Here is a 26,474-nt window from a genome sequence, read left to right as displayed (position 1 = left end):
TGCCGCCCGAACGCCGGGCAGACTACTCGGGTAGCTTGTCGGCCAGGGTGTTGGCCACGTCGTCCAGCCCGAGTTCGTGTAGCTTCCTGCGGGTAGGCAGCCCGTCGGGCGACCATCCCCGCAGCCGGTAATAATCGTCCAGCAGGTCGTCCAGCCGCTGGCGGGGGATAAACTTGCCCTGCGCCGGCCCCGTGGGGACGGGTTCCTCCCAGACACGGGAGGGTGGGTAATCCCAACTGCGCCCAAATCCGGGGATCTCCCGGACATTGAAGCAACGGTTCTGGTTCCAGATCTTCTCGGAAATGCGCAGGAGGTCATCCCACGAGTAGTCCCACCCTGTGACCAGGGGGAACACCTCGGCGTAGTGCTTGAGGTCAAACCCAATCTCCACCCACTGCAGACGGCACAGACCCAGGGCGTCGAACAGGGGCCGGATGTGCTGCAACTGGATCACTCGCTGGGCCTTCCCTTCCACCTTGTCCTGCCCTACCTGTACGTCGTAGGTGATGGCCCAGGCCCGGTTGTGGTGGGCACCGATGTCGCAGGTCATGTAGGCCAGCATCATGGCCGGCGCGTACCGGGACTCGTATCCGGACAGTTCCAGCCCCTTTACGTGGGGAGCGATGCGCTCTGCCTCCGGACCCAGTTCCCCGGCTGCCCTCTTGACCCCGTCAGCGAGCAGGTCCCCAATCCCGTCGCGGGCCGCGATCTTTTGGGCCAGGTACAGGACCGCCTCGGGATCACCGAAGGAAAGCTCCCTCCCCACCGCCTCGCGGGAAAGAATCCCCTTCTGATAACACTCGATGGCAAACCCGATCACGGCGCCGCCCGATATGGTGTCGATGCCCAGGTCGTCCAGCACGTGGTTCAGATAAGCGATATCTTCGATGCTATCGAGGCCACAGTTCCCTCCCACCAGGGCGATGGTCTCGTACTCGGGTCCCTCCACCCAGGCCTCCCCCATCCGCGACCGGGTGAAGGAGTATTTGCCGCAGGGAGTGGGGCATCCGTGGCATCCCTTGTGAGTGCGTACCAGCCTGTCGAGGAGGGCCTGCCCGTTGATCTGCCTGTACGCCTCGAAGTACGAGCTGGAGAAGTTGCGGGTGGGAAATGCACCTACCTCGTTGACCCAATCGGTGACACCGGCCGTGCCCTGGGGTGTCCACTGAGCCAACCCGGGATTGGAGAAGCAGGCCTGGAACATTTCCTTGCCCTTTTCCCAGGCCTGCCGGGGCCGAGCCAGGGGGATGGCCCGGGATCCCCGCACCGCGACGGCCTTGACCTTCTTGCTCCCCAGGACCGTGCCCACCCCGGTGCGGCCCGCCTGGCGGCCGAAATCGTGGCTTATGCAGGCGTAGCGTACCAGCTTCTCCGCCGCCGGTCCTATGGTGGCGATCTGGAAATCCTCACCCAGGTCGTTCTTCAGAGCCTCCTCGGTCTTGAGGCATCCCATGCCCCAGTAGCGGGAGGCATCCCGGATCTCCACCCGGTCGTCATCGATCACCAGCATGACGGGCGAGCTGGCCTGGCCGCGGAAGATGACCATGTCGTAGCCGGCATGCTTGAGTTCGGCGGCCAGATGGCCCCCCATGTTGGAGTCTCCGTATCCCCCCGTGGCGGGAGATTTGGTGCCGAAGTGGATCTTGCCCGAGCCCGGCAGGAAGCACCCCGCCAGGGGACCGGAGGCCATGATGACCAGGTTGCCGGGCCCCAGGGGATCGGTTCCTGGTGGTAGCTCTTCCCAGAGGGTACGGGACACGAAGCCCCGTCCCCCTAGCCAGCCGCGGGCCAGGCTCTCCGATAGCGGTTCTTTGGTCACCGAGCGGGAAGAAAGGTCTACCCGCAGGACGTGCCCGCCGTAACCGTACAGCATCAGTACCACCTCCGTTCGGCAATCTCACCGTCGAGGTCGTATACCGCACTCCGCGGGCAGAACCTTATGCAGTCGCCACAAAGGGTGCACTTGAAGGGGACGTCGTCGTCGGGGTGGGTGCGCATGGCCCCCGTTGGACATGCCTCCACGCAAGCCAGACACCCGGTGCAGGCCTCCCGGTCAATCCGGTAGGCGCCGTTGTCCCCCAGGGTGATGCATTCCACCGGGCACACTTTGGCGCATTCGCCGCACTGGTCGCAAACCAGGACGCTGTAGCGCCCCGGCTCGGGAAACTGCCCCCTGATCACGATGGCCGACTTCTTGGGGTTGAGTTCTCCGAACAGGTTGAGCGAACACGCCATCTCGCATACCAGACATCCCGAACAGCGCTCTTCCTTCAGCCCGATCTTCACCCCATACCCCCCCTGGCCCCACCGGTGCTATCATTACCGGGTCGCACCGGTGGCGTGATTTCGAGGCCCCGCCCGAACCCCTTCCCGGTCCTCGGGAGCCTCACCTGCATGTGGAACACGAGCGGGATGAGCACCCGGAGCACCCGCTGCCGGAGCCATTACCCCCGCCTGATCCCCCACCCACCCGGAACGCAGACACCAGCCTGGTCAGGCTCTTGGCCCCGCACCGGGGGCACTCCAGGCCGCCCTCCGTTTCCCCCACCCGGCACAGGGTTTCGAACTTGTGACCACAAGCGCTGCATTTGAACTCGTAAATGGGCACGAGCCCACTCCCCTTTCGCTTCATACGTTTTCTGCATCGAGTGTACTTCCCCTGCTTGACCGATGTCAACGCGACTTCAAACCGTGACTTCGGAGGGTGGCAACTTTAAGCGGTGTTGCCGGGCGGACCAGCAAATGCCGAAATGAGACCGACCGGCGCGTGCACAACATGACCCGAGGAGGTGAGGAGCGTGCCCAAATTCATGAATCAGCCCAAGGTGCTCCCAGAGTCCGTACTTGATACCTTCAAGTACGAACTGGCGAATGAACTGGGCATCACGCCCAAGATCCGCGATGCGTACTGGTGTGACTTTCCCGCGCGCGAATGCAGCGTGGGCGGCAAGATTGGTGGCAATCTGGTCAAGGTGATGATCCGCCACGCCGAGCAAGCGCTGGAACAAAACAGCCAGGGCCAGGGTCGCTCTAACCTCTAGCGAGGGCCTGCGCGAGTGTGGTCCTCGCGGGGGCGGGGGTAATGCCCCCGCCCCTTTCTGTTTGCTTCCTACAGGAGCCCCGGATCCCATAAATCCACTCGGGGAAACGGAGGTTTGTTCCTGTAGATACGCAACCGTTCCTCGAATTCCCTCCTATGTGCCCTTATGACCGCGAGATTTTCAAGGTCCGTGCGAGTCACGGCGAAGTCAATTTCGATAGCTTGGCGGAGGCCTTCGGCACCCTGGAACTTGTCCAAGTACGAGCCTACAGGGTGGAAAGGGGATGCCGGTGCAAGATGTTTAAGCCGGGGTCGAATTCGATGACCTGCCGAGTGCGAAAGCTCTTGACGTTCTCGACGGCGATCCTGTTGATGTGCACTTCGTATCAACTCCAGCATCCCTCCCAGGCGCAGGGCTTCCAGCTTTGGGTTCCAGTTGGTGCACCTTCTGCTCTCACTCCCCCTCCGCCGCCGGCAGGGCAAAGTGTGCTGGCCGTGGAGAAATGCCCCCACCCAGCTGCCGCCATCTTGCGGGATGTCCACGGGCCTTCCGTCCAGGTCGTTCTTCAGGATGTTCTTCACCGGGCGGTACCTGGGGTCGCCGTAGGCCAGGGCGCACCTGCAGGCAGCATCCAGGCGCTTGGCCCCGTACTTTTCCTCCAGGCGCGGTATCCCCTGTGCCTGCCTGAGGTGTGTTCACCGAGAGCACCCGGGTCACGGCCTCCAGTACGTCGGGCCCGAGTTCCCTGGCTCGCTTGACGCACCACTGGGGTGTGCGCTGGAAGAAGGCTCTGCGATCGGCAGGCAGGTCCGCAAAGTCGGTCTGCCTCTTGCCCGGCGCCACCCGCGGGTGGGGCTTAACGATCTCATCCCTAAGAAGAATTGAACCGTGTTCTCCCTCATGCAGACCTCCAGTCCGCAACCGATCAGGCACCAGCGCCAGGTCAGCGAGTAGAAGCCCTTGGCCACGTGGCAGTGGGCGTCCGGCGCCACCTTCGCAGTGGTCCACTGCCGCATCTCCCAGGGCTCGGCGGGCAGGGGAAGTAGGTGGGCTCGCTCCTCCTGCTCGAACAACTCCAGCGGCCGCTGCCGGGTGGTCCCGTGGATCCTGTGGCCCGCCACCTCCAGGCGCACCTCACCGCCTTCCGGTTCGCCTCCTGCTCACTGAGGAAGTTTCTGCCCCGCCACAGACTCTCTCTGACGTAAGGCACGGCCCGCTCGACGCGCGGCAGAATTTCTTGGCATTTCCAGCGGCCCGGTGGGCGAATTACATGACCCCTGACAGGGACGGACCGATGCCGGGATGCCCGTCCACCGCCGCTGCCACAATGGCCGAGGACCCTCCCCATGGTAGCTTTCTGTAACCGCAGTGAAGGCAGCGCGTCGCTCGCTGAGGCAATCCTGTTCAGGAGGAATCGGGTGTTGCTCTGCCGAAATGCCAGCCGGTGGCGTGGAAGTTATTGGCTTGTTCCTGGACCCCGTGCGGGAAGGGGCATGGCAGGAGTGCGCGGAAGCAAAAGCCCGGGGATCATCAGGGCGCTCACCGTCATCTTCCTGTGCGCGGTCGTCCTCCTCGCTTTAGCTGCGGGCTGTGGCCGTCCCGAGCAGACTGGCCCCGCAACGGGAGGTCGAGGGATATCAGGGCTCAAGGTTTTCCTGGCGAAGCGAAAGGGGGAGCTTCTGTGGGCAAAGAAGGTGCTGCGGGCTGGGAAGGGCCCGTGTGCCCGGATGGGCCGGGCTCGGCAGGGCCGGCGGGGCAGGGCGCGCCGGTAGGCCTGGCGGGACCAATGTGGTTGTCCGCAGCGCCGGCGGTGATAGACCCAGCGGTGTTCGCGAAAGAGATTGCTGCGGACCTGGCCGTGCTGTCTTTCACGAGGAGATCTTACCAGTCCTTGCTGCGGGCGTTCGGGCTTGTGGACGCCAGGGAGGCGCCCGTGCTCCCGGGTGCGGTGGAGGGCAGGATGGACAACGAGGCGGCCGTCTACCTGTCCTCCATCGGCGCGCCGGCAGCGGGCATGTTGATGGAAGCCCTGATCGCGTCGGGAGTAGGGCGCATACTCATGGTGGGGGCGGCCGGCTCGCTCAGCCCGCGGTGCAGGATTGGAGATATCGTCCTGCCCACCTGGGGTGTGCGGGAGGAGGGGACGTCTTACCACTACCTGCCTCCGGGTGCGGCCTGCCGGCCGTCGCCCGCACTGCTGGCGGAACTCAGGACAGCCCTCGCCGGGATGCGCGTGACGGAAGGGGGCGTCTGGACCATGGATTCCCCCTGCCGCGAGACAAGGGACAAGGTCGAGCAGTATGCCCGGGAAGGTGTTCTGGCGGTGGAGATGGAATGCACCGCCCTCATGTCTATCGCCATGTACCGCCGTATCGAGTTTGCCGCCGTGCTCTTCATCAGCGATGAACTCTTCGGCGAAAGCTGGGAGGAGGGGTACCGGACCGAGCGGGTGGCGACCACCCTGGAGGCGGTCTGCCACGCCCTACCCCGTGTCCTGGGACGCCGGGCGCCGCCCGTGGTCTGCGGGGCGACGGACGAGGTCTCAGGGTGACCGGCAGCCGGGAGCGGCCAGGGGTGAGGACACCACGGGAGTTCTGGGAAGAGTCTGTGCGCCGGGCCGTACACGCCAGTGGACCGGCCCGACCATCCGTGTTCGAAGGGCCCCGCCGGGCGCCCCGCAGCTTCCTGGCGCTGCTGCCGAAAGGCGGGCACGTCCTGGACTTCGGATGCGGCCTGGGTCGCAACGCTCTCGCCCTCGCCAGGCTCGGTTATCGCGTGACGGTGACGGATATATCGGCAGAGGCCGTCCGCCTTTGCGAGCAGAGGGCTCGGCGCGAAGGTCTCAGGGTGGAGAGATGCGCGTATGAGTGGGGGGCCATCGACGCAGAAGCGCAGTCTTTCGAGGGCGTGCTCGCCTGAGCGTGCTCGATCATATGACGCTCCTGGAGGCAAAGGTGGTGGCCAGGGAGTTCACGCGCATGCAGGTCCGGCGGTCTCCTGCTCTGTTCGTTTGATGGGGAGGAGGACCAGGCGGACGCGCCCCACCAGGTCCTGGCCGACGGGACCATCCGCTACACGGGCGGGGAGCAGGATGGGATGCTGCTCCGGATCTACGAGAACGACGAAATCGCCGGCCTGTTCGAGGCGGCGTGGGAGATGCTCGAGTTCTCGGGTTCCAGCCGCGCCGAGCAGAGGATAATCCTGGGGCGGAAGCATGGATAGGCGAGTTGGTCGGCCGCCGCCGGGGTGTAGCGGTGCCGCTCGAGCAAAAGCTGCCGGAAGGCCTGGCGGGGGCCACCACCGGGCGGCGCTGGCAGCACCCACAACCCCTCGCGCTTCACCCTCTCGGGCGGGCGGGCATCCTGCCTGACCTCGCCCCACAGCTCCCGGAAGCTGTTCACCAGGGCCGGCGGCTGGCCCAGCCGGCGGGCGGCCTCTTCGGGGCCCTCCTCGCCCAGGCCGCCCACCTGCACAAGATCTGCCACCACCTGCGCCAGGCGGTGCGGGAACAGCAAAGCTTCCTTCTCACCGAGGTGAGGTCCTCGCCCCGCAGGTAAAGCTCCACCGCCAGGGCCGGACGAGCCGCAACACCTGCTTGCCACCTGGCCATGAGCACCTCGTGATTGCAGCCTTCCTCCGCGTAGCGACGGCCACGGGCGCCGCGTCAGGACCCCGCCGCACTAGCCTGGCCCCGGCCTGGACTTCAAACACGGCACGGCCCGCTCGGTGCAGCGGTCAACCGCCGTCGGAACCCCAGCCGCACTCCCCCACCACCCCCACACCGGCCTGGGGCGGTGGATCCCTGCCCCCGGTGCTCGGCCGGGTACGACCGGACGCATTCCGGGAGCCCCCGCCCTCTGGATCCACCCGGAAGGGTGCTCCAGGTTATCCCGCTCCAGCATCAGCTCACTCGCGCCTGGCAAGCCCATGCGGCCTCGCCGTTTCCTCCCGCCGCGGGCTGCGATTTCGCTGACGTTCGCCCCCTGCTCCCAGACACCGGTAGGAGGGCTTCTGCTGACTCCCGTTGCGGCGCACCCCGCCCGGTCGCTCGGGCGCTCCTGGGTACTGCGCCTGCCGCGTTAACCGCCACGCCCCTCGGCAAGAGGGGTTTCGCCTTCCCTTTCAAGCTCACCCGAGCACGAAAGTCTCGGGCCATGGGCTTACTGCCGACTCGTCCACACCCCGTACTGCAGCGGCAGCCCTTTGCTCTTGGTTCCCCTGCGGGCCCCCAGCTGTCCCACCGCTCCGAGCTACTGCCCCACCACCCCCACACCACGCCCCGTAGCAGCGGGCTTGCCGCCTATCCCGCGACCCGGCCACCGGGACCTGCACCGCCTCAGCAGGTTTCGGCACCAGCCAGTCCCCGCATGACAGCCCGATCCTGGTACCGCTATTCCTGATGGGTTGCCACGCCGCCTTACCCCCGGGGCAGCCAGAGTTCACCGCCCAGAGCCACCTGCGAACCGGATGTCCCCGGTTGAGCCCGGTACTTTCACCCGGTCCGTGCTAGGACGAAAAGCCCACAACTCATACCAAACTGGTGGCTGAAAAAGCCCCTGACATTATCCGACGCGATGCGGCGCCCTTAACCGGCCGCCGCCGCCACCTTTCTCCCCCGAACAGGGAGTCCGTGTGTCGCATATTGAACGCTGCCCACCCCCGAACCAGTCTGCAGTACTTCGGCGTGCCACCTTCACCCATGCCCGGGGTCGGGTCACCGGACACAGCCCCGACCTGCTCAAAGAGCGCCTGAAACCCACCTTCAAGCGCCTGCCCACGCGAAAGGCCTTCGCATCATACCCAGGCCAGCGCGGCGTTACAGTGGAAGAGGTTGGTTCGGCGCCATAGTGGTTACCTCGCTCCCTCCTGGCACACCCGGAAGGTCGGCCAACCAGCAATGACCCCGGGGAAAACCTGGTTCATGGGCGCTTACCGAGGGTCATACCCGTGCCACATGTCTCGGAGATTCCCTACTTCGTCAAAAGGTAAGTCAAACGGCTCGCTCATAACCAACAGATCATCACGATCTTCTATTTCCGGCAAGAACGCTACCGAAACTGCTACTTCGTGTAGGCTGAGAGTATCGCGAATCCAAACCAGTCTCGCCTGCTCTGGCTCCACCAGGCCTACAGTCCCCAGAGCTGCCTCCACCGCATCGCGATCCGTTGGGCAAACCATTGGAAGACGTGCTTTTTCAACCACCAGCCCTGTGAGGCAATTCGTATACGTCACGTGCCAGTCTATCTTGTCCGCCAACCGCTTCGTTACAAAGTCGGCGAGTCCGACCCCGGTCGCATTCCCCAAGGTTTCGTCCGTGAGATCCCTTACCACTATCCTGGTTATCTTGGGCCACTCCGGTTCCGGTTCGTAAATGTTGTGGATGCGACCGATCACGTTAGTGTCCATCCCGGTGCCGCTAATGTTTTTCCCCATCCGGTCTATGATAAGCACATCGATCTTCTTAAACGGCAGCTTGGCCATCATTTCCCTAGCCTGTGCAAGTAACTCAGCCTCTCGTCTCTCGATGTCGTCCGGTAGAATCGCTTCCACAAGCGCAGTGTTGTCGTAAGCGTCTTCGACCACCGCCAGACCAAACGCCACCGGACAGTTCCTCAGCACCGCCCTCCCCACCGCCCTGATGACCCTACTTCCCCCGTAGGTCACAGCCGCCCGATGGTAATACTGCGCTCCACTGTGTTTGCCAAGCCCGATGGTCATCATCTTCATCAGGCCGCTTTCTATCGTGCCGCGAAAATCGGTGTGAGGCTTCACCCGGTTGAAAACGACAATATGGTCTGCCCCGAGGGCGTTCTTGTCGACAAACACCCTTAAACCCTCTTCGGTACGGGCAACTTCCCCCACGTCCATGGCTGATTCGATCGGGACACCCATCGAGGACTGCGTGATCCCGTACTCTTCTAACACTTTTCTCTGACCTTCCGCCGTGGCGCCGCCATGGCTCCCCATGCACGGCACCAAAAACGGCCTACAACCATAACTGAGCAGCTCATCAACAATCCCCCTTACAATCGTCGCCAAATTTGCGATGCCCCGGCTGCCGACCGTAACCGCCACGCTGTTGTCGGGCCTTATCCGGGTGTGGGGCAGCACACGCCGAACCTCGCTCCGCACCGCTTCGCGGACGTCAGGGAGAGCAAAGCTACTGAACTTTTGCTTTACCGTCAGCACCTTGGGAAACCGCATGATTTCTCCCTCCCCCGCACAGGCCCGTTGCCATATGGCGAAAGACGGTACGGGCAGGGAGAAGGCCCGCAGACACGTCTTCTCCCTGCCCGTGTTAGCCCTACTTGATGGCACCCGTCGCGTAGCCCCAGATCGTAAACACCCAAATCCCGAGCGAAGCCACCCACAACAACGCCCGAAGCCAGGACGGCTGAGCCAGATCAACCTGCTCGCGCCGCAACTTGGAATCCAGCAGGAGAGCCACAAGGGCCGCCAGAGGAAGAGACAACCCCAGAATCATACCACCCGTTATGATCAACACCGTCGGCCTAGGGACGAGGTAATAAAGGACGAACATGCATGCTGCACTCGCGACGGTAAAGAAGCGACGCCAGAACAAATACGCCTCGGGCGTGTCCAGCTTAATCAGGCGTAGGCGCGCGAGCACATCAGGAAACGCTCGCCCAAAGCCCGCAGTGTTTACAATGTAGGTGCTGTAGAGGATAGCGAATGCAGCGATCATGAAAAGCACCCTGGCCCACTCGCCGACCGTCTTCGTGTACATCGCCGCCAGCTGGTCAACGACCTTGAAACCAGCCGGGATCGTTCCGAGCTTTGCCAGCACGGCAGCGCCCAACACGTAGAAGGCCACCGTAGTGATGGTGTAGACGATCGCCGCGCACACCAAGTCCCAGTGCATCACGCGGATCCAGCCTCGCGCCCGGTGCAACCAGTTCGGTGAGCCCACAGGTCCGGACCATGCAGAGTAACCCTTCCCAAGTACCCAGTAGGTGTAGGTAATCATTTCATTTGCCGTTATGCCGGTCATGCCAAATACAGCCAGGGCTACCGCCCATCCTTCCTTGGGGAAATGCAGGGCCAACCCGCGGAGAAGATCTTGCCCTGAAGGAGCGTATGGGGTGAAAGGCAAGACTATGAATGCCAGCAGCACGGTGATAGCAGAGAAGGCTACCACCATGACCAGCCTCACCCTTTGCAAGTCGGTGTACAAACCCCGGAATATCAGGGCCAGGCCTACCACCCCGGCTATCAAGCCCCACAAGTTCGCACTCCCAACACCAAACAGTCCTCGTAAGGCGAGGCCAACTACGCCAACGATACCCGCCATTATGATCAACAAGAAGGTCATCAGAAACAGGACCCACCAGACAGCCCACGAAGCACGGAGCCGGGGCCCAGGTAACTCATCAAGGATAGTAAGCAAGCTCTTGCCTGAGTAAACGGCATACCTTCCAAATTGCTCTTGCACCGGCAGCTTGATGAGGCAACTAGCAATTATGGCCCACAGCATGACGAGACCGACCTTAGCCCCCAGGATAGGCGTAGCAATAATCTCGCCTGAACCCACGGTGGCTCCAGCAAGCACGAAGCTAGGGCCGAACGCAGCCAGGATTTGCTTCCACCCCGCCGGCGGCTCTTTCACGTCGGCCGTCGTGCGTTCCCTGGCTTCAAAGTCCTCTTGCAAGGGCTTTTTCTCTTTCTCCGACATTCTGGCGCCTCCTTTCAAGCCATCATCTTGTACCGTCTAGTCCGGACAGCCTAACGCGACTCGCTATTTCACCTCCCTTGATTACCATCACGGTTGATTAAAAATACGCGTCCCCGTGGTTTCTAGGCAATGCACTAGCCGCGTCAGGGTTAGGTTGACGGGAGTGATCACCCCGAGGCGCACCCCTTCCCTGACCACTGCTCCGTTGATGAAGTCAATCTCAGTCCTTCGGCCAGCCTCCACATCCTGCATCATAGACGAACGGTTGGCTGCGGTGAGCCGAGCTACCTCCAACACCCTTAACCAAGGATCACTGTACGGGATGTGCACTCCGGCGCGGCGAGCTACTTCCAATCCTTCCGAGACCGCCTCTTTCATCACCTCCATTGCCGCGGGCACATCGAGCAGCTGGCCGTTACGTACCCGTAAGATCGCCGTCAAGGGATTTATGGCGATGTTGACCAGCAGCTTGCCCCACATTATCCCCTCGATATTCGTGCTGGTCGAAGCGGGCAGCCCAGCCTCGTTGAAGACTTGGCTGACCAGCCGAAGACGTTCAGTTACGCGGCCGTCCAACTCACCGATCACTGTTTCACCAACGCCAGCGTGGTGGACACGCCCCGGTCCCAGCACATTCGCACCCTGCCCTGTGGTGCCCGCCAAGATCTGGTTTCTCGGAACACCCTCAGCCAAAGCCTCCACGTTGCCCAATCCATTTTGAAGAGTAAGCACCACAGTGCCGGAACCGACGATAGGGGTGAGTTCGCTCGCGACCGCTGCGGTGTGGTACGATTTCACAAAAACCAGTACGAGATCGCACTGACCTACCTCGCCGACCTCGGTAGTGGCCCGCACCCGCACAATCCTCTCCTCACCGGACGGTTCCATGATAAGCAGTCCATGCTCGGTTATCGCGCTGACGTGCTCGGCCCACTTGTCTACGAGCCACACCTCATGACCCGCAGCAGCCAAGTACCCCCCAAACAGAGACCCCATGGCCCCAGCACCAACAACGCCGACTCTCAATACTGGCACGGCCACAACGTTCACCTCATCTCACATGGGCACTTCCGTTAGGTGGCCGGCCTGAACCAGCCGGGCACGCACCTCGGTTGCTACTTCCGGTTTCATCGGGTAGCAGTGTTCTGCCGCCGGGAACTGACCCTCCCTAACCTCCAACGCAAAACGAGAAAGAGCCTCCCGCGCTTCATCGGCTAGCCGCGCGTAACGTTTAACGAACTTTGGCACAAAACGTTCGAACAGGCCCAGCATGTCATGGAGGACCAGCACCTGCCCGTCGCAATGGGGCCCCGCGCCTATCCCGATAGTTGGTACCTTGACAGCTTCAGTGATCAACTGTCCAACAGGTTGATCGTCTCCACCGGTGGCTCCGGCTCCTCAGGCCGGGCTTCTCTTTCCGCCTCGTTGAAGAACGAAAACTCCTCCTGGCCGGGAACCGTCCGTTCGCTGGAGGCCCCGAACTGACGGTGCTTCATCAAGCGGAACTGCTCCATGAACCACTTCAGTTTGGCTGTCAGCTCAGCGTTTTCTTGTTCGAGCAGAGCGCAGCGTTCTCTTAGCTCTTCTATGGTCATGCCGGAGGATGAATTGTCCATATCTGTGTTATTCTACATCTATCGCCGAATTCCTCCTAATTTGGACGGAATATGCAGTCTCACACGATCGTTCTTGCTTTCACCTCCGGGTGCGCCTTGGGCTGTTTCAAGGCCAGCCCGTCAAGGAGCCAGCGCAGCTGACGGTAATCGATCGCCACGGGGATGTTCTCGCCTGTTCTCGGCGGCCACTGGAACTTGCCCCGCTCCAGGCGGCGGTAGTACAGCCAGAACCCGTTGTGGTCCCACCTCAAGATCTTGACCTTGTCCCTCTGCCGGTTGCAGAAGACAAAGAGGCTGCTCGAGAAAGGGTCAAGATCGAAGGATTCCTTCACGAGCACTGCCAACCCGTCGATGGACTTCCGCAGGTCGGTCGGCCACAGGCAAGGTAAACCCGGTCCACGGGACTATCGCTCAGCATATGGCCAACAGTACCCGCACCCAGCCGGAAAGCAACTCGGGATCAAACCCGGCCCTCACCTCTACGCTGGCCTCGCCTATCCGGATGAGCCTCTTGTTGTCTTGTTCTTCGGTGCAAGCCGGGCCGGTCACCGTTGCCTGCAGCCATATCGGCGCCACACCGCTTCCCCTGTCGACCTTCCCTTGGCGTCTCTCCTGACGCAACCGGTACCATAACCGGCCAGGCTTTATGCCGTTGGCAGCGCACCACTCACTCACGCTCTGTCCGCTCGCCCTGAACTCCGCGATGCGGGTCTCCCATTCCTGTCGCTCTTTCTCCCGCTCGGCCCTGGTCACCACAAACCCTCCCCGATTCATACTTCGGGGAGATTATCCTTCAACTCCGGGCAGCAAGCCAGGTGGGTACAGTTTGACGCTTACCTTAGCTCGGCTTCCTCAGCCTCGCCCGCTCCGCCCACAACTCCAGGGCGCCAGCCGCAGCCGAAGCCGAAACCACAGCCTCCCTCAGCGCCGCAAGAGCGTTGCTCACGTCCTCGTCCGCGCCGCTCTTCGCCGCTTCCAGCAGGCGGCAGGCCCGCACCAGCACGGGAAGCTCATCCAGAACCCGCGATAGAAGGGTGTCTGCCACACTTGACACCTGAGCCTGCGTAAAGGTGAGCCGCCATGCCCGGGGTTGAGTTCCGGAGGCCACACTATAAGCTGAAGGCACCCCAGCAGGGGCGCCTGTTCGTTATTCTTCGCGCTTGAGCACGTCAATCAAATGATCGAGAAGGGTCAGCAACTCCCGTAGGATCTCTTTCCGCCTTGCTTCCGACTCGGTGGCCGTCACCTCCCGGCACAGCTGCCTGATCCTGTTGCACAGCTGTTCCAGTTCCACGGCTCACCCTCATCTCGGCCATGATGTCCAGGACGAGGCGGTCAAGCTCTTGAGACAGTGTCAGGAGCCTTGCCGAGTCCCCGCGCTCGGAGGCGAGGGACAACTCAGTTCTGAGTTGCGTAAGCCGGTCTATGTACTGTTCCAACTTGGCATACCTCCTGCTCCTTGCTCGGCGTAAACATATTCGCTGCTGGCAGAAGCTTCCCTGCAGCTGCATTGGCAGGAGGTAGCCTCCGGTGGCTGCAACCTTGTGAGGTGGGAGTGGCTCCGATAGATTAAAGGGTCTCGGACCTTGAGGAATGGCGGGTGAAGCAGAACGGCCTGCTCACCACCTCAAAAGTGGCGATGCAATCCGCGTCACGCTCCTGCTCTGGTGCCTCTGGCTGGAACTCTGGGCCCGCTACTGGGACAGCAAGGAGGCTGCCCCGGACAGGGTTGCCGAAAAACGGCGTGCTGCCTCCGCCCAAGACACCTCCTGGCCGGGAGCGGGAAGCTTCCCTGGCCCTGCTGAGGCAGTGGCACGATTGCACCCCCGCCTCCTCGGAGCGGTTCTACCAGGAGGTAACCAACCTCGCAGCGCGGGAGGTAGCCGGCAACCCACCGACATCACCGCGTGTCGGACAATTCACTTTCCGCGCCGTGGTATTTCGACCGAGTCGTTCACGTGTGAGGCAGCGTGGAGGTCAAAACCGAAAAGCTGTGCCGCACCATAGTGGCCATCTTGGAAACGTACCAGGACCGCTTCGCGGTGCTGCCCCCCACTGGAGGAACGGTGCTGGACATGGGCCGCAAGCTCACCCACAAACGTGGTGGACGTCATGCAGGGCCCTTCCACGCTCCCGAAATGCACCCGATCACCAGCACCACCACTCCCCTCGTGAACGAACAACTGGGGAAACGCTCCCGCGACCCGGGTACGATGAAGAACCACGTCGTCAACTGCAGCGCCAAGGTGGAAGATTACTTCGGGAGTCTAGCTAATCCGCACAGCATGCTGGGATAGCGTATCCGCACCTGCCCTCCGCATCCGAATGGGTGCTCAGCGGACAGGGCCGGGCCGCGGAAGGCTTCCCTTTCTTCTGCGCTTCGCTGGCTGCCTCTTCCCGCGTGCGGAAGACGGGGAGTTCATCCTCGTTCGAAGGGCCCCCGAGCGCTCTTGATAGCCCCAACCACCACTTGAAGTAGGTGTAGGAGTGAGTACTACACCAGTTTGCCCTTCCGCATCGCGGACACTTGGGGTCCGCGGACAGAGAGTGAATGGCCCCATCTTCGGTGACCAACCAGTAACCGGGCCGCACATCACACCGACGCATAATAAGTCACCCCCAATGGCAGCTTTGCATCTGGCCGCGGCGTGGCTCAAGGTGCTACACCGCCAGGTACCTGGATAGCCGGATCCCGGACACCTCCGCACCGAGCTTCCGATATCTCATGTTGCCAGACGACCCAAGGGAACTGCCATTACCGCATGGGCAACCCATCACAGGCCCCGGTACGCTTCCTTCCGGTGCCTTACCCGGTACACAATGACCCGAAAGGCCGCATCATCGACCTCGTAGACCACCCTGTAGTCTCCCACGCGCACCCGCCAGGCGTTGTCCGATCCGACTATCTTCCTCGCCCCAGGAGGCCTGGGATTATGGGCCAGACCGCGGACGCAGGCAATCACCTGGCGGAAGACCCGTGCTGGCAGGGCCTCCAGGTCTTTCCGCGCCGTCCTCTCCAGAAAAACCTCATACATCCGAGGCGTGCTCCGCCAAGAAGTCCTCCAGGCTCTGCAAGTCCAACGGCCTCTTCCGAATCTCTTCCAACATCCTCAAATCCTCAAGGTCTTCAAGGCGCTCGAGCATCTCCCGATAGACTTCAATATCGAGGATCACAGCAGTTGCCTTGCCGTCCTCCACCACCAAGCGCGGCACCCTACGCCGCATACCCATCTCCCCCAAAGCTGACTGGGCTGACGGTACTAGAGTAACACCGGACTGCACCGCTTGCAACCCGCCGCTGGTCCCCCGTGACGTTGTCCGGCAGGTCGGGCACCCGCACGTCCAACAGCAGCCCCGCCCCAAGACGTCTTCCAACGGAAGCCCGGAGGGCAACACGCCCGTCAGGTTCCGCCTACGGGAGAACACCGATCCCCGAAGCGCGTGCTCCCGTCCGTCGGACAACGTCCGTTGTCGAATCGATAGCCAGCCCCTCGACCTCTTCAATGCGTCCTCCAATCGCACGCAGCCCACACTTCACGTTTCCCTTGAGGCCCAGGCGACTCAGGCTACTACGCCGAGGCCGCTATAGGCGCCACGTCCCCCGAGACCGGCATGGTCGGTTGCTTCGGCGTGCTCCGCCCGAGCCGACGCCCAAGATCACAGCCATAGCTCCGTCCTGCCCAAAAGTGGATCCAGAGTTGTTGAACAGGCCAACTGTGAGTAGCCAGTGCCTCTCATGGACTATTACGGAAACATGGAGGTGCCTCGGTCCGTTCCACCGGAACACGATGCCGTCACGCCCTCCACGCCGTGAGACTCTCTGGCTCCCGCACCTCACTGTCCAATAAGCGTAACAGCTTGTAACCTTTGGGCGTGATGGCCGTTCCCCGCCGGGTGGGACCTGGCTGTACGCAGCCATACTGGGCAAACAACTGAAGGAGCGAACGCAGCCGCCCTTCGCTCACATCATACCCCCTTTGTTTCAATTGGCTCAAGATGCGGCGTCGGCTCGAACGGCGTCCCACTTGTGAATCGGAGTGCAACCGAATCAACACCTCCACTGCCAGTCGATCGCACCCCGAGGCTGCGAGACGGCTAGCCAGCTCTTCTACGGGGTAAGCAGCGTCGAGGCCTCCCGCAGGCTCCGGTCGGCTGTGGTCCGGAAGCAGAAGAGCGCGCAAGTGCGAAGCTGACACGATTCCTGCACCGCAAGTCACAGCCAAGTAAGCGAGGAGGTTCTCCAGTTCGCGAACGTTTCCGGGCCAGTGGTAAGACATCAGGATATCCAGTGCGCTGGCGTCAAGGGTGAAGCGGTATCCTTTCTCGCTCATAAAGTGCCGGATCAGGTCCGGTATGTCCTGTGGCCGGCTGCGAAGTGGCGGGATGTGCAGTGGCAGCACATGAAGTCGGAAGTACAGGTCCGGCCGAAATCGGCCACTCCGCATCAACTCCACCAGATCACGGTTTGTGGCCGCGATGATACGTACATCTACGGGAACCATGCGGCTGCCCCCAACGCGCAGGACGCGCTTTTCCTCGAGCACCCGGAGCAGCCGCGCCTGAATAGACGGAGGTGCTTCTGCAACCTCATCCAGGAAAAGGGTTCCTCGGTGCGCCTGCTCGAAGAGCCCAGGTTTTCCGCCCTTCCGCGCCCCCGTGAACGCACCCTCTTCATAGCCAAACAGCTCACTTTCCACCAGCGACTCGGGGACAGCAGCAAAGTTGATGGCCACGAAAGGTCCGTCACGACGCCGTGATGCCTGGTGAATAGCGTGCGCAAACAACTCTTTCCCAGTACCGGTTTCGCCGACAATAAGGACGGGCAACTCGCTGGCCGCAAGCTGCATGGCCTGACTCTTGAGCCTGGCCATAACGTCGCTCATACCGATGATGTCCTCAAACCGGTATTTTGCCAGGTACCCTGACCTAGTCAGACGCCACCGGACTTCTGCCTCGGTGGACTGAACCTCCGTCACCCGCCGGAGGATCGCAACGCTACCGAACATCTCGCCGTTCCGCGTGACAGGCAGCACGCTAACCGCCAAGCGGTTCCCCGCTGCCTCAACCACCTGGACACCGGAGCCTTCCTTCCACCCCTCTGCCTCCCAATCAACCTGCGGAAGCACTTCTCGTGCGGCGCGTCCCACCGTCTCCCCCGGCTTCGCCCCCAGCATAGCATGAGCTTCGCTGTTACAGAAAGTGACCAGCCCGCGGAGGTCTGCCCCCACAACGCCTATCCCTATGCTGTCCAGGATCGCTTCAAGCTGGGCCCCGAGGCGGGCCGCACGCTCGGCCTCCTGCAAGTACTTGCGCGTGGTCTTCACTATCTCATCCAGGTAGCCTATGGAAATGTAGTTTATCCTCTCGACCGGCACGCCGGCGGCCAACTGGAGGGCGACGAGGGTGGAGACATCCAGCTTGCGCACGCCGATGTTTACCACCCGAGACACGCCGCGGGGAACCAGGTGAGGGAGGCCACACGTGACAGCGACATCAGCCTCCTCTCGCATACTGCCGGCACCGGGCACGTAGGGCTTCCATTCGAGGTGCGTGAGTCCATGCCTCTTCAGCATCTGGATAGTGTCGAGGGCCGTCTCCATGAAGTTGCTAACCAGCAACACGCGCGTATTAGGGGGAAGCCGCAACAGTTCTTCCAGGTTCGCAGGGTCTATGGCTCGGCACGCAACCAGTAACTGCGCATCGGGGGCCAGGTAGGCCCTTATACGGTCGGCAACCGTGTTACAGGACGCAACCACGATGCGGGCTTGCAGCGGCTTTGGTTCCCATTCCTCCAGGACCACCTCTTCGATGTCGATGGCAGACCCGAAAAAGTCCAGCAACTGCCGGCGGAAAACCTCGAACACCAGCCGGTCGCTCGCCACCACGACCACACGGCACACCCGTCCGTCACCCAACATCTGTGCGCTGCCCCTCTGACACCCTTCGCTCCTACTATGCATTTTGGATGCCCCCGGCATACGATCCTGCCACGCCGGAACCGGCCCAGGGTGTACCCCGGGAGAAACGCGATGGGCCACGGAGGGACTAATAACCGGGAATGCCCAAGGTGTAGCCGCCGTCCACGACGATGACAGCTCCCGTGATATACGCCGCTTCGTCGGAGGCCAGGAAGGCAACCACTGCTGCAACTTCCTGGGGCTGACCGCATCGACCCTGAGGTATGCGCGCCAGCTTGGCACGGTGCTCTGCCTGACGACCGGGATCCTGAGCCTGAGCCACGATGGTCTCGGTGGCTATGAGACCGGGGCAAACCGAGTTCACTGTGATGCCGTAAGGGGCCAGTTCTATGGCCAGCACCCTTGTGAGGCCGTTGACGCCCGCCTTCGAAGAGGAATAGTGGGCGATGCCCGGGCGCGCGAGCAGGCTGGATGTTGAACTTATGTTGATGATGCGACCCCAGGGTTGGGGGGTTGCGCCGTCCGCCGTGCCACGCCGGGAACGCGGATCGGCCACCATCCGGCGTGCGAATTCTCGTGAGCACACGAACGGGCCGCGCAAGTTGGTGGCCACCACCTCGTCCCACTCCTCATCGGTGAGATCCAGGAAGGGCGTGACGGGGTATAAGCCGGCATTGTTCACCAGGATTTCGACGCGCCCGAATTCCCCATAGGTGGAATCGACCAGCTTTCTCACCTGAGCAGTATCCCTCACGTCCGCCGCCAGCGGCAGGCAGGTACCCCCCTCGTCCTGGATCATCTGCGCCACCGGCTGGAGCGTTTCCGCAGTGCGTGACACAACCGTCACCGCGGCGCCGCGCCGGGCCAACTCACGCGCGATGGCGGCTCCGATCCCTCGTGAGGCGCCGGTCACCACGGCCACCTTACCAGCAAGCGGGCGAGAGGGGCAATCCTGTAGACCAGCCACCCTGATCACCTCCCCCACCCCGAGCCAACTGCTGGGCCGCGCGCCTGATTGACAGAGCCAGCAAAGCAGCCCGTTGCGGAAGCGTGCCCAGTTCGACGTACTCGTGGTCGCTGTGCGTGCCACCGCCAACGGGGCCCATCCCATCGACCACAGGTATACCGACACTCGCGGCGATATTGCCGTCGGAGTACGCCCCGGTGGCCGCGCCTTCCACAGCAAACCCCAAATCCCTGGCCGCATCCTGTACGACGGAATGAAGGACCGCACTCTCGGGCGTCACTTCCAGAGGCGGGCGGGAAACCACCTCCTCCAGCTGACACCCCGTCCCGGGTATCGTGGGTTTTGAACACAGCTCCCGCATGGTCGCCGCTGCTCGGGCGAGGTCACTCTCGCGCCAGAATCTCAGGTCGACGTCCGCTTCGGCGTGCTCCGCCACCACGTTGGCCGCAGTACCCCCGAGCACGCGGCCTACGTTGACGGTGAGACCCACCGAGGGATCGTTGAGACCACTGAACTGCAGGATTTTATGGGCCAGTTCCTCCACAGCACTGGATCCCTTGTCTGGCTCGGAACCAGCGTGGGCCGCCCGTCCCCGCACCACCACCCGATACCAGGCCACCCCCTTACGCCTCACCACAACAGATCCGTCCGGCCGCGCCGGCTCCATGACAAATGCAGCAGCGCTCCGCCGGGCCACCTGCTCAATAAGGCTACGCGATGTACGAGACCCCGTCTCCTCGTCCGCATTGAACACCGCGATCACAGGCGGAAGGTCACCCTCTTCCAAGGCCAGATACCGCAAAGCAAAGACAGCCGTCACAAGGCCTCCTTTCATGTCGCACACTCCTGGCCCGCAGGCCCGATCGCCTTCGATTCGAAACGGTCGAGCTACAGTCGTCCCCCTGGGAAAAACAGTATCCAGATGGCCGAGAATGAGAACGGGCAACCCTGTCCCCTTACCCCCTTCGACAAGGAGGTTCCTCCCTTTATCGGAAGGGAACTCGGTAACCTTCACACCGACGGGCTTCAGCAACTCAAGAAGGATATTGCCGGCCGCCATGATCCCGTCAGCACAACCAGGCCCGGTATCCACGGCGACCAGATCCGCCAGAACTTGCACCATGACATGCTGCTGCGCATACATCCAATCCAGCACCGGGTGGGGCATGTCACTCATCCTTCTTCCAGCCACCCGAACAGGCTCGCCGTGCCAGCTCGACGTAAACGAGGGCGGCTACTTCCAGGTCGCGTACGGCTATGCGCTCGTTGGCGGCGTGCAACAGGGAACTGTCGCCCGGTCCCACCCATACGGCGGGGATGGACTTCTGAAGCACGTAGTACGCATCCCCCGCAGAAAGGGTCCCCAGCAGACGGGGCTCGCGCCCGGTTACATCCCTGACCACCTCGCGCACCAGGCGGACGGCCCTGCCATCGGGGTCAACTTCCAGCGGATCCCTCTTCTCGAACACCTCAAACCGGCTCACTACGAACTCCGAATCCTCTCGGCTCAACTTTTCTACAACCTGCCGGAAGCGCGCTTCAGCTTCCGCTGCCGAGCACGGAGAACAAACGCGGTAGTCAAACGTCGCCTCGCAGCAATCGGGGACGATGTTCACTTTTTCCCCTCCCCGAATAGTGCCCAAGTTCAGAGTGTCCCGCCCCATAAGAGGGTGTTCCCGGCCCGGCAGTGCCCGCAGGTGCCGGAACAGCTCAATCATCTTTTCGACCGCGTTGACGCCCGTCTCCGGGGCGCCTCCGTGGGCGGCAACGCCCCTGGTCGCGATGCGGAACCAGACCCTGCCCTTGAACGCCACCGTCACATTGAGGTCGTTGGCTTCCCCCAGCACGTGCAGGAAGGGTAAGGGCAAGCCCGAAGGCCACCCGGACTCGATGAGGTACTTCATCCCCATCGGCCCGGCCGTCTCGTCGTCCACCGTCGCGGCCACCACTAGCGAACCCGGCATGCGGCGGCCCGCGGCCAGCACCCGAGCCGCCTCTACCTGCGCCGCCAAAGCACCCTTCATGTCCGCCGTCCCGCGGCCCCACAAATACCCCCCCACCACCCTACCGCTAAACGGGTCTTCCTGCCAGGCACCCGGGTCGCCCGCGGGTACCACGTCCATGTGCCCGCTGAGGAGCAAAACCGGCCGGGCCGGGTCCGACCCCGGCAGGATTCCCAACACGTTCGGTTTACCCGGCTCGCCCTCTACGACCCGGGTAACCAGACCGGCCTCCCTCATCGCCTGCTCTACCTCTGCCGCCACCCGACCGTACTCGCCCGGGGGGTTGATACTGGGAATGCACACCAGGCGACGAGCTAAATCCAGAAGTCGCTCTGGGTTTACGCGTTCGGCCATCACTTTTCCCTCCCCGCTAGGCCATGCTTAGTCAATGAGCATTCCTCCGTTGACGTCCACGACTTCCCCTGTGATGTACGAGGCCTCCGGGAGGCACAAGAACAGCACCACCGCAGCCACTTCCTCGGGTCTGCCGAAACGGCCGAGGGGGATGGTCTTGAGGATTTCCGGGGCTTGGGGGCTTTCCACGAGCCGCGCGGTCATGGGCGTCGCGATCAAACCCGGACACACAGCGTTTACCCGCACCTTGGGGGCCAACTCCTTGGCGAGGCCGCGGGTGAAGCCCAAAACACCCGCTTTGGAAGCAGCATAGCACGCCTTGCTGACCGTACCGAAGCCACCCCCGTGCTTTGCACTAATGGAAGATATGTTCACCACCGCAGGGGCAGGTGCTGCCATGAGCAGAGGCAAGAATGCCTGGGTCCAGTTAAAGCCGCTCTTTAAATTGATTGCCAGGGTACGGTCCCACTCCTCCTCGGAAAGATCCGCCACCAGCTTGGGTTGCGACACCCCCGCGTTGTTCACAAGGTAGTCCACCCGGCCAAAGGCCCGCTGTACCGTGGCTGCGTGCTCCCTGGCTAGGCCGTGGTCGGACACATCGCCGGGGAGCGGGAGCACCGAGACGCCCAGGCCTTCCAGCTCTTGCACCAGGGCTCTCAACCCCTCCTCGTGCAAGGCGTTAACGGCTAGGTCGCAACCCTCTTGGGCAAAAGCATGGGCAATGGCGCGACCGATGCCCCTTGCAGCCCCCGTTATCACCGCTTTGCAACCCGCAAGACGCAAGGCAGCCCTACCTCCTCTCTTATCTGGTGCCGCACGCCTGCCGCGGCACAAACTACACGAACAGCGAAACCAGGCTCTCGCTCATCCTATCCAAGTGGTACAGGCGCTCTCCGGTGTGACCGTCAACCATCCTCACCTTGCGCCTTTCGTCGAGGCACACCCACACCGGCCTGTAGAGCAAGTCCATGGCCAGCACGGACACCTCGGAGAGCTGCCTCCACCGGCTCATCAGGTACTCTTGAGCCTCCCTGACGACAAGTGGTTCCAAATCGGCCGGACCAAACCGGACGGGTAGGAGCAACTCCTCGGCCCTGACCTCCTCGACGACCTGGAACAGCGGTGCGCCGGCCAGTACCGCGACCACCCCGGACCAGCCGTCAGCACCAACCAGCAAGGGCAGCTTCCTCGTTCCGCCAAAAGGCTGGCGCACCGTGCACAGGGTGTGCGCAACCCACACGGGCAGATACGCCAGCCGCCCCTCCCAGCAACGAACCACGGCTCCGCACGCTCGGGCGGTCTTCTCAACCACTGCCGTAGCAGCCTCTAGAGTCAGAAGGCACGGCACAAGCTTGTAGCCCACCGGCACACCCCCGAGGAGGGCGGCACTGGGGGCTGCTCCGAGAAGAAACGCTGCAACCATGCTCGATCCGCAGCCCCCACTGCCGCCCCGCACACTCTCATGGAGCGTAGAATTCATGCAGGACCTCTTTGGGCGCAGGCTTGGTGAGCAGGCTCACAGCCACGGTCAGCACAAGGGAAACTGCGGTGCCTATGATCGAGGGCCATATGCCATATGGGAACTTGGAAAACGACCTGTACCACGACCAGCTAAGGCCATACCAGAACAGGCAGACCGCAGCGCCACCCACCATACCTGCCAGGGCACCATCCTTGGTCGCGCGTGGCCACCACATCGCGAATAGCAGCGGAAAAGTGAAGGCAGCAGCTCCTACGGCGAACGAGAAGGCCACGAACCATTGCACGGCAGTAATGGGGCGCACGGCACCCACCACCCCAATAAGCCCCAGGATAATTGTGACGATGCGGGATATCTTGAGACGCTGCGCCGGGGTCATCTGCGGGTTCATGAATCGCTGGTAGATGTCCCGGCACACTGCCGACGCCCCCAGCACCATCACCGAGTCGACCGTGGACATGATGGCGGCGATGATGGCGGAGAGCATGAGACCCGTCAACAATGGGTGGAGCAGAGTGGCCGCAAGCAGCGGCGTCGTGAGGTCCCGATCCTTAAGCGTGGGGAACATCACCCGCCCGACTGGCCCCAGCATGCCGCAGGCGAACAGGAGAAAGCCATTGAAACATAGCGCCCACAGTAGCGCCCGACGCAACTGCTTCACGTCCTTCGCCGCCAGGAACCGGAAAATAGCGTGCGGTGCGCCTCCGATGTTGAGGACGGACCAGTGGATGATGTTAGAGAAACCCCAGATGGCAGGCATGATGCCGGCGAGGTGAACCAGCTTGGGGTCAATTGTGGCAAGCTTGGCATGCATGCCAGCGAATCCACCCGCCGCACTGACGGCGGTGGGGAGCAGGATGATCAGGCCGACCACCATCACGATGACCTGGATCAGATCGCTGTATGCGTCGCCAAGCATGCCGGCCGCTGCTGTATAGAAGATCGCAATAGCCGCAGACAGGAACACCGACGGAACGTAATCCCAGCCCAGCAGTACCTGCATTATGTTGCCGGCACCCTTAAACTGTGCCACGAGGAGGGGCACATAGAACAAGACGATAATCACCGCATACACGAGCCTGCAAGCAGGCCCGAACCGCCGTTCCAGTATGTCACCGTAAGTCAGCGCACCGATCCTCCCTGCGACCCGGCGCACCCGCTCACCAATGAACAAGAAGGTCGACCACGGCGCCGCCGTAGCACTGATGGCAACGGGGACGTAGTTGTAACCCATCGTGGCTGCTGCTCCCACGGCGCCAATGAACGTACCCGCGCTGATTTGGGTGGCGGAGTACGACGCACCGGTTACCACAGCGCTGAGCTTGCCTCCAGCAACGTAAAAGTCTTCGTCTGTCTTCATACGGCGCGTAAAGTAGGTACCCAATGCCAGTATCCCCAAGAGGTAAACAGCAAGCACGGAAATATACCACACGCGGTTGGCCACAATCGCCTCGGTCATTCCTTCTCCCTCCTTTCAGCAAGAATCACGTGGGCTACCGAGGAGGCCAGCAGAACCAAGTAAGCGAAGTAGCACACCATCCAGACTCCCCAGTCCAGCGACGCAGGCCCTGCCGGCCACCTGACGAATGGTGCCAGCGCCATGAGCAGCAGGAACAAGCTCATACCGATGAAACGGAACCACGGCACCCGAACCCACTCGCCCGATCCGCTGTTCACGAAACACACCTCCCTTCCCTGTAGCCTGTGCTTCCACGACACCCCTGGCGGGCGCCCCTTCCTCTGCACACCGCTTTACGCAATTCTCATGCCAGAGCGTGAAAAGGAAGCAGGGACCGTGATCCAAGTAGCTCAAGAATCCTAGAGCAGTCCCGCCCCCAGGAAAAAGATTGGGTGGGCTTCAAACGGACTTTGGGAATCCCAATCGTGGCGTGAGGCCATCTCAGCCGCCAATGCTAGGGGCAACCGGGGAGGCCTAGATGACTCGCAGGATCGACGCGATAATCAACCTCGATCCATGCCCCCAAGGGCGGCCTCGTTTTCACGCACAACCTCCGGCGACTACGTGAAGCTTTCGCATGGATCCTCTGACAGAGGACTTTCCCGCGCCGCGTTCTTGTACCCCCACCCCCAATTCCTCAGGCAGTTGATTCCGCACCTACTTGCCCAGGTCGCAACAGAACCCTTCCGTCACCAAGTCCAGTAGCTCAACGATTTTCGGACGCATCTTTGACAGTTCCCGAGACCGGTCCCACCAGAGCCTTGTGCGGCAAGCGTTTGCGCGAGCAGCAGAGTATCATAGTGGCAACGCATGCGTTTTCTGAGCGGCTTGCCCGAGATCTCTGCCACTAGTACAATAGTGGCAGAGGTGGTCGGCATGTTCCTTAAGCGCACGCGGGTGAGGTCGGGAGGGCAGGTATATACATACGCCCAGCTCGTCGAAAGCTACTGGGACAAGGGCAAGCCGAGGCACAGGGTGATCGCCAGCTTGGGCAGGGTGGACCGGCTTGACCCGGAATCAATGGCGCGGCTTGTGGATTCACTGGCCAGCCTCACAGACCGGGTGGCGGTGGTGAGAGGGCCCGGCGACGTGCGCAGCCGGGGCGGGAAGGTATACGGGAGCACCTGGGCCCTGGACCGGCTGTGGGAGAAGCTGGGGCTGGGATTCTGGTTCCGGGAACTCGCCCGGGACAGGAAGATCTCCTTTGACCTGGATGCTGCAGTACGGGCGATGGTGTTTGCCAGGCTGCACAGCCCGTCGTCCGAACGCAAGGTGTGCGAGTGGCTGAGGACCGCTCACGTGGAGGGAGCCGGAGGGCTCTCGCTTCACCAGCTGTACCGGGCTCTGGACGTGCTTTACCACGTCTGGCCGCGGCTTGAGCCTAAGCTCCTGCCTGCGCTGGGGCAACTGGTGGCGGTGGACGCCAGCCTGTGCCTGTTTGACACCACCAGCGTTTACTTCGAAGGGGATGGCCCGGAGGGCCTTGCGGAGTTCGGGTACAGCCGGGACAGGAGGCCGGACAAGAGGCAGCTCGTGCTGGGGCTGATGACGACCCGGGAGGGGTTGCCGGTAGGCCACCTCACCCTGCCGGCAGCACGGCCGACCTGAGGAGCCTGGAGGAGGCGGTGAAATCGCTGCTTGGCCGGGTACCGGCCACAAAGCCCATCCTGGTGCTTGACCGGGGGATGGTATCGGAGGCCAATCTGGCCAGGCTGGCTGATGCGGGCTGGCAGTACATCGTGGGCATGAAGCTCAGGCAGCATGTGGCCCGGCGGGCCCTGGGGAGGCCGGGGCGGTACGCGAAGGTGTGCGAGAACGTAAGCGTCAAACTGTACCCACCTGGTGTGCTGCTCGGCGCTGAAGGATAATCTCCCCGAAGTTCATCAATTCGGGGAGGGTCCGTGATGGCGAGTGGTGCGCGGCAGAAACTGCGGCGAGAATGG

At 62.4% G+C, this 26,474-nt stretch carries 28 protein-coding genes and 1 pseudogene; 6 read left to right on the top strand and 23 right to left on the bottom strand.

The features are described 5' to 3' along the window. Nucleotides 1–22: 22 nt before the first annotated feature. The 3 genes from AB1446_07320 to AB1446_07310 all read right to left on the bottom strand — a co-directional run bounded on the left by AB1446_07320 (nucleotide 23) and on the right by AB1446_07310 (nucleotide 2,632). Complete coding sequence (locus tag AB1446_07320) at nucleotides 23–1,873, bottom strand: aldehyde ferredoxin oxidoreductase family protein (GenBank protein MEW6546709.1); 1,851 nt, start codon at nucleotides 1,871–1,873, stop codon at nucleotides 23–25. Next, nucleotides 1,873–2,286 (bottom strand): 4Fe-4S dicluster domain-containing protein, encoded by a 414-nt coding sequence (locus AB1446_07315; protein ID MEW6546708.1) that lies wholly within the window; start codon nucleotides 2,284–2,286, stop codon nucleotides 1,873–1,875. Before AB1446_07315 ends, AB1446_07320 begins: the two co-directional genes overlap by 1 nt. 100 nt (nucleotides 2,287–2,386) lie before the next feature. After that, nucleotides 2,387–2,632 (bottom strand): zinc ribbon domain-containing protein, encoded by a 246-nt coding sequence (locus AB1446_07310; GenBank protein MEW6546707.1) that lies wholly within the window; start codon nucleotides 2,630–2,632, stop codon nucleotides 2,387–2,389. A gap of 166 nt (nucleotides 2,633–2,798) precedes the next feature. On the opposite strand from AB1446_07310, the gene AB1446_07305 reads away from it, so the two are divergent. From AB1446_07305 to AB1446_07295, 3 genes are all read left to right on the top strand, one after another. Further along, nucleotides 2,799–3,041, top strand: a complete 243-nt coding sequence (locus AB1446_07305; protein ID MEW6546706.1) for an alpha/beta-type small acid-soluble spore protein — start codon at nucleotides 2,799–2,801, stop codon at nucleotides 3,039–3,041. A 1,681-nt stretch (nucleotides 3,042–4,722) separates the two neighbouring features. Continuing rightward, complete coding sequence (locus AB1446_07300) at nucleotides 4,723–5,592, top strand: nucleoside phosphorylase (GenBank protein ID MEW6546705.1); 870 nt, start codon at nucleotides 4,723–4,725, stop codon at nucleotides 5,590–5,592. Beyond that, nucleotides 5,589–5,960: a class I SAM-dependent methyltransferase gene (locus AB1446_07295; protein MEW6546704.1), complete on the top strand. Its 372-nt coding sequence runs from the start codon at nucleotides 5,589–5,591 to the stop codon at nucleotides 5,958–5,960. The genes AB1446_07300 and AB1446_07295 overlap by 4 nt, the downstream gene beginning before the upstream one ends. 191 nt (nucleotides 5,961–6,151) lie before the next feature. Here AB1446_07295 and AB1446_07290 read toward each other — a convergent pair whose 3' ends face one another. From AB1446_07290 to AB1446_07245, 10 genes and pseudogenes are all read right to left on the bottom strand, one after another. Further along, nucleotides 6,152–6,526, bottom strand: coding sequence for a hypothetical protein (locus AB1446_07290; protein MEW6546703.1), 375 nt, complete (start codon nucleotides 6,524–6,526; stop codon nucleotides 6,152–6,154). A 1,444-nt stretch (nucleotides 6,527–7,970) separates the two neighbouring features. After that, entirely contained in the window at nucleotides 7,971–9,245 is a 1,275-nt protein-coding gene (locus AB1446_07285; GenBank protein MEW6546702.1) for a DUF362 domain-containing protein, read from the bottom strand. A gap of 100 nt (nucleotides 9,246–9,345) precedes the next feature. Next, nucleotides 9,346–10,734 (bottom strand): Nramp family divalent metal transporter, encoded by a 1,389-nt coding sequence (locus tag AB1446_07280; GenBank protein MEW6546701.1) that lies wholly within the window; start codon nucleotides 10,732–10,734, stop codon nucleotides 9,346–9,348. 87 nt (nucleotides 10,735–10,821) lie between these two features. Beyond that, entirely contained in the window at nucleotides 10,822–11,769 is a 948-nt protein-coding gene (locus AB1446_07275) for a 2-dehydropantoate 2-reductase (GenBank protein MEW6546700.1), read from the bottom strand. Between the two features lie 21 nt (nucleotides 11,770–11,790). Continuing rightward, nucleotides 11,791–12,090 carry a 3-methyl-2-oxobutanoate hydroxymethyltransferase gene (locus tag AB1446_07270; protein ID MEW6546699.1) on the bottom strand — a complete coding sequence of 100 codons (300 nt, stop codon included), beginning with the start codon at nucleotides 12,088–12,090 and terminating at the stop codon, nucleotides 11,791–11,793. Nucleotides 12,091–12,137: 47 nt separating this feature from the next. After that, nucleotides 12,138–12,350, bottom strand: a pseudogene (locus tag AB1446_07265) (IS66 family transposase). 59 nt (nucleotides 12,351–12,409) lie between these two features. Then, the gene (gene tnpB, locus AB1446_07260) at nucleotides 12,410–12,715 is read right to left on the bottom strand and encodes an IS66 family insertion sequence element accessory protein TnpB (GenBank protein MEW6546698.1); all 306 of its coding nucleotides are present in this window, start codon (nucleotides 12,713–12,715) and stop codon (nucleotides 12,410–12,412) included. A gap of 46 nt (nucleotides 12,716–12,761) precedes the next feature. Continuing rightward, complete coding sequence (locus AB1446_07255; GenBank protein ID MEW6546697.1) at nucleotides 12,762–13,103, bottom strand: helix-turn-helix domain-containing protein; 342 nt, start codon at nucleotides 13,101–13,103, stop codon at nucleotides 12,762–12,764. Nucleotides 13,104–13,188: 85 nt separating this feature from the next. Further along, nucleotides 13,189–13,395 (bottom strand): hypothetical protein, encoded by a 207-nt coding sequence (locus tag AB1446_07250; GenBank protein ID MEW6546696.1) that lies wholly within the window; start codon nucleotides 13,393–13,395, stop codon nucleotides 13,189–13,191. A gap of 102 nt (nucleotides 13,396–13,497) precedes the next feature. Next, nucleotides 13,498–13,644, bottom strand: a complete 147-nt coding sequence (locus AB1446_07245) for a hypothetical protein (protein MEW6546695.1) — start codon at nucleotides 13,642–13,644, stop codon at nucleotides 13,498–13,500. A 676-nt stretch (nucleotides 13,645–14,320) separates the two neighbouring features. On the opposite strand from AB1446_07245, the gene AB1446_07240 reads away from it, so the two are divergent. Beyond that, a complete protein-coding gene (locus tag AB1446_07240) occupies nucleotides 14,321–14,647 on the top strand; it encodes a hypothetical protein (GenBank protein MEW6546694.1) in 327 nt (108 codons plus the stop codon). Nucleotides 14,648–15,124: 477 nt separating this feature from the next. On the opposite strand, the gene AB1446_07235 is transcribed toward AB1446_07240, so the two are convergent. The 10 genes from AB1446_07235 to AB1446_07190 all read right to left on the bottom strand — a co-directional run bounded on the left by AB1446_07235 (nucleotide 15,125) and on the right by AB1446_07190 (nucleotide 24,749). Next, entirely contained in the window at nucleotides 15,125–15,385 is a 261-nt protein-coding gene (locus AB1446_07235) for a type II toxin-antitoxin system RelE/ParE family toxin (GenBank protein ID MEW6546693.1), read from the bottom strand. Next, nucleotides 15,378–15,575, bottom strand: coding sequence for a type II toxin-antitoxin system Phd/YefM family antitoxin (locus tag AB1446_07230; GenBank protein MEW6546692.1), 198 nt, complete (start codon nucleotides 15,573–15,575; stop codon nucleotides 15,378–15,380). The genes AB1446_07235 and AB1446_07230 overlap by 8 nt, the downstream gene beginning before the upstream one ends. 569 nt (nucleotides 15,576–16,144) lie before the next feature. Further along, nucleotides 16,145–18,268 carry a sigma 54-interacting transcriptional regulator gene (locus AB1446_07225; protein MEW6546691.1) on the bottom strand — a complete coding sequence of 708 codons (2,124 nt, stop codon included), beginning with the start codon at nucleotides 18,266–18,268 and terminating at the stop codon, nucleotides 16,145–16,147. Nucleotides 18,269–18,395: 127 nt separating this feature from the next. Beyond that, nucleotides 18,396–19,235 (bottom strand): 3-oxoacyl-ACP reductase family protein, encoded by an 840-nt coding sequence (locus tag AB1446_07220; protein MEW6546690.1) that lies wholly within the window; start codon nucleotides 19,233–19,235, stop codon nucleotides 18,396–18,398. Beyond that, nucleotides 19,192–20,412, bottom strand: coding sequence for a M20 family metallopeptidase (locus tag AB1446_07215; GenBank protein ID MEW6546689.1), 1,221 nt, complete (start codon nucleotides 20,410–20,412; stop codon nucleotides 19,192–19,194). Before AB1446_07215 ends, AB1446_07220 begins: the two co-directional genes overlap by 44 nt. Next, the gene (locus AB1446_07210) at nucleotides 20,405–21,592 is read right to left on the bottom strand and encodes a M20 family metallopeptidase (protein ID MEW6546688.1); all 1,188 of its coding nucleotides are present in this window, start codon (nucleotides 21,590–21,592) and stop codon (nucleotides 20,405–20,407) included. The genes AB1446_07215 and AB1446_07210 overlap by 8 nt, the downstream gene beginning before the upstream one ends. Nucleotides 21,593–21,619: 27 nt before the next feature. Then, on the bottom strand, nucleotides 21,620–22,375 hold the full coding sequence (locus tag AB1446_07205) for a glucose 1-dehydrogenase (protein ID MEW6546687.1): 756 nt from the start codon (nucleotides 22,373–22,375) through the stop codon (nucleotides 21,620–21,622). 52 nt (nucleotides 22,376–22,427) lie between these two features. After that, nucleotides 22,428–22,955, bottom strand: coding sequence for a hypothetical protein (locus tag AB1446_07200; GenBank protein MEW6546686.1), 528 nt, complete (start codon nucleotides 22,953–22,955; stop codon nucleotides 22,428–22,430). A gap of 97 nt (nucleotides 22,956–23,052) precedes the next feature. Beyond that, entirely contained in the window at nucleotides 23,053–24,531 is a 1,479-nt protein-coding gene (locus AB1446_07195; protein MEW6546685.1) for a sodium/proline symporter, read from the bottom strand. Beyond that, entirely contained in the window at nucleotides 24,528–24,749 is a 222-nt protein-coding gene (locus tag AB1446_07190) for a hypothetical protein (protein MEW6546684.1), read from the bottom strand. The genes AB1446_07195 and AB1446_07190 overlap by 4 nt, the downstream gene beginning before the upstream one ends. A gap of 658 nt (nucleotides 24,750–25,407) precedes the next feature. On the opposite strand from AB1446_07190, the gene AB1446_07185 reads away from it, so the two are divergent. Together AB1446_07185 and AB1446_07180 are read left to right on the top strand one after the other, a co-directional pair. After that, on the top strand, nucleotides 25,408–26,139 hold the full coding sequence (locus AB1446_07185; protein ID MEW6546683.1) for a hypothetical protein: 732 nt from the start codon (nucleotides 25,408–25,410) through the stop codon (nucleotides 26,137–26,139). Between the two features lie 17 nt (nucleotides 26,140–26,156). Next, nucleotides 26,157–26,399 (top strand): hypothetical protein, encoded by a 243-nt coding sequence (locus AB1446_07180; protein MEW6546682.1) that lies wholly within the window; start codon nucleotides 26,157–26,159, stop codon nucleotides 26,397–26,399. Nucleotides 26,400–26,474: the final 75 nt, after the last annotated feature.

The organism is Bacillota bacterium (assembly GCA_040757085.1).
In the GTDB taxonomy this organism is placed as follows: Bacteria; Bacillota; Sulfobacillia; order JACIYH01; family JACIYH01; genus JACIYH01.
Note: the sequence above shows the minus strand (reverse complement) of the source record. Positions and strands in the feature narration are given on the sequence as shown.

What these genes read in the sequence shown, in the direction of transcription:
- AB1446_07320 (MEW6546709.1), bottom strand. Translation starts at nt 1,873, where the DNA reads ATGCTGTACGGTTACGGCGGGCACGTCCTGCGGGTAGACCTTTCTTCC.
- AB1446_07310 (MEW6546707.1), bottom strand. Translation starts at nt 2,632, where the DNA reads ATGAAGCGAAAGGGGAGTGGGCTCGTGCCCATTTACGAGTTCAAATGC.
- AB1446_07285 (MEW6546702.1), bottom strand. Translation starts at nt 9,245, where the DNA reads ATGCGGTTTCCCAAGGTGCTGACGGTAAAGCAAAAGTTCAGTAGCTTT.
- AB1446_07280 (MEW6546701.1), bottom strand. Translation starts at nt 10,734, where the DNA reads ATGTCGGAGAAAGAGAAAAAGCCCTTGCAAGAGGACTTTGAAGCCAGG.
- AB1446_07235 (MEW6546693.1), bottom strand. Translation starts at nt 15,385, where the DNA reads ATGTATGAGGTTTTTCTGGAGAGGACGGCGCGGAAAGACCTGGAGGCC.
- AB1446_07230 (MEW6546692.1), bottom strand. Translation starts at nt 15,575, where the DNA reads ATGCGGCGTAGGGTGCCGCGCTTGGTGGTGGAGGACGGCAAGGCAACT.
- AB1446_07225 (MEW6546691.1), bottom strand. Translation starts at nt 18,268, where the DNA reads ATGTTGGGTGACGGACGGGTGTGCCGTGTGGTCGTGGTGGCGAGCGAC.
- AB1446_07215 (MEW6546689.1), bottom strand. Translation starts at nt 20,412, where the DNA reads ATGAGTGACATGCCCCACCCGGTGCTGGATTGGATGTATGCGCAGCAG.
- AB1446_07210 (MEW6546688.1), bottom strand. Translation starts at nt 21,592, where the DNA reads ATGGCCGAACGCGTAAACCCAGAGCGACTTCTGGATTTAGCTCGTCGC.
- AB1446_07195 (MEW6546685.1), bottom strand. Translation starts at nt 24,531, where the DNA reads ATGACCGAGGCGATTGTGGCCAACCGCGTGTGGTATATTTCCGTGCTT.
- AB1446_07185 (MEW6546683.1), top strand. Translation starts at nt 25,408, where the DNA reads ATGTTCCTTAAGCGCACGCGGGTGAGGTCGGGAGGGCAGGTATATACA.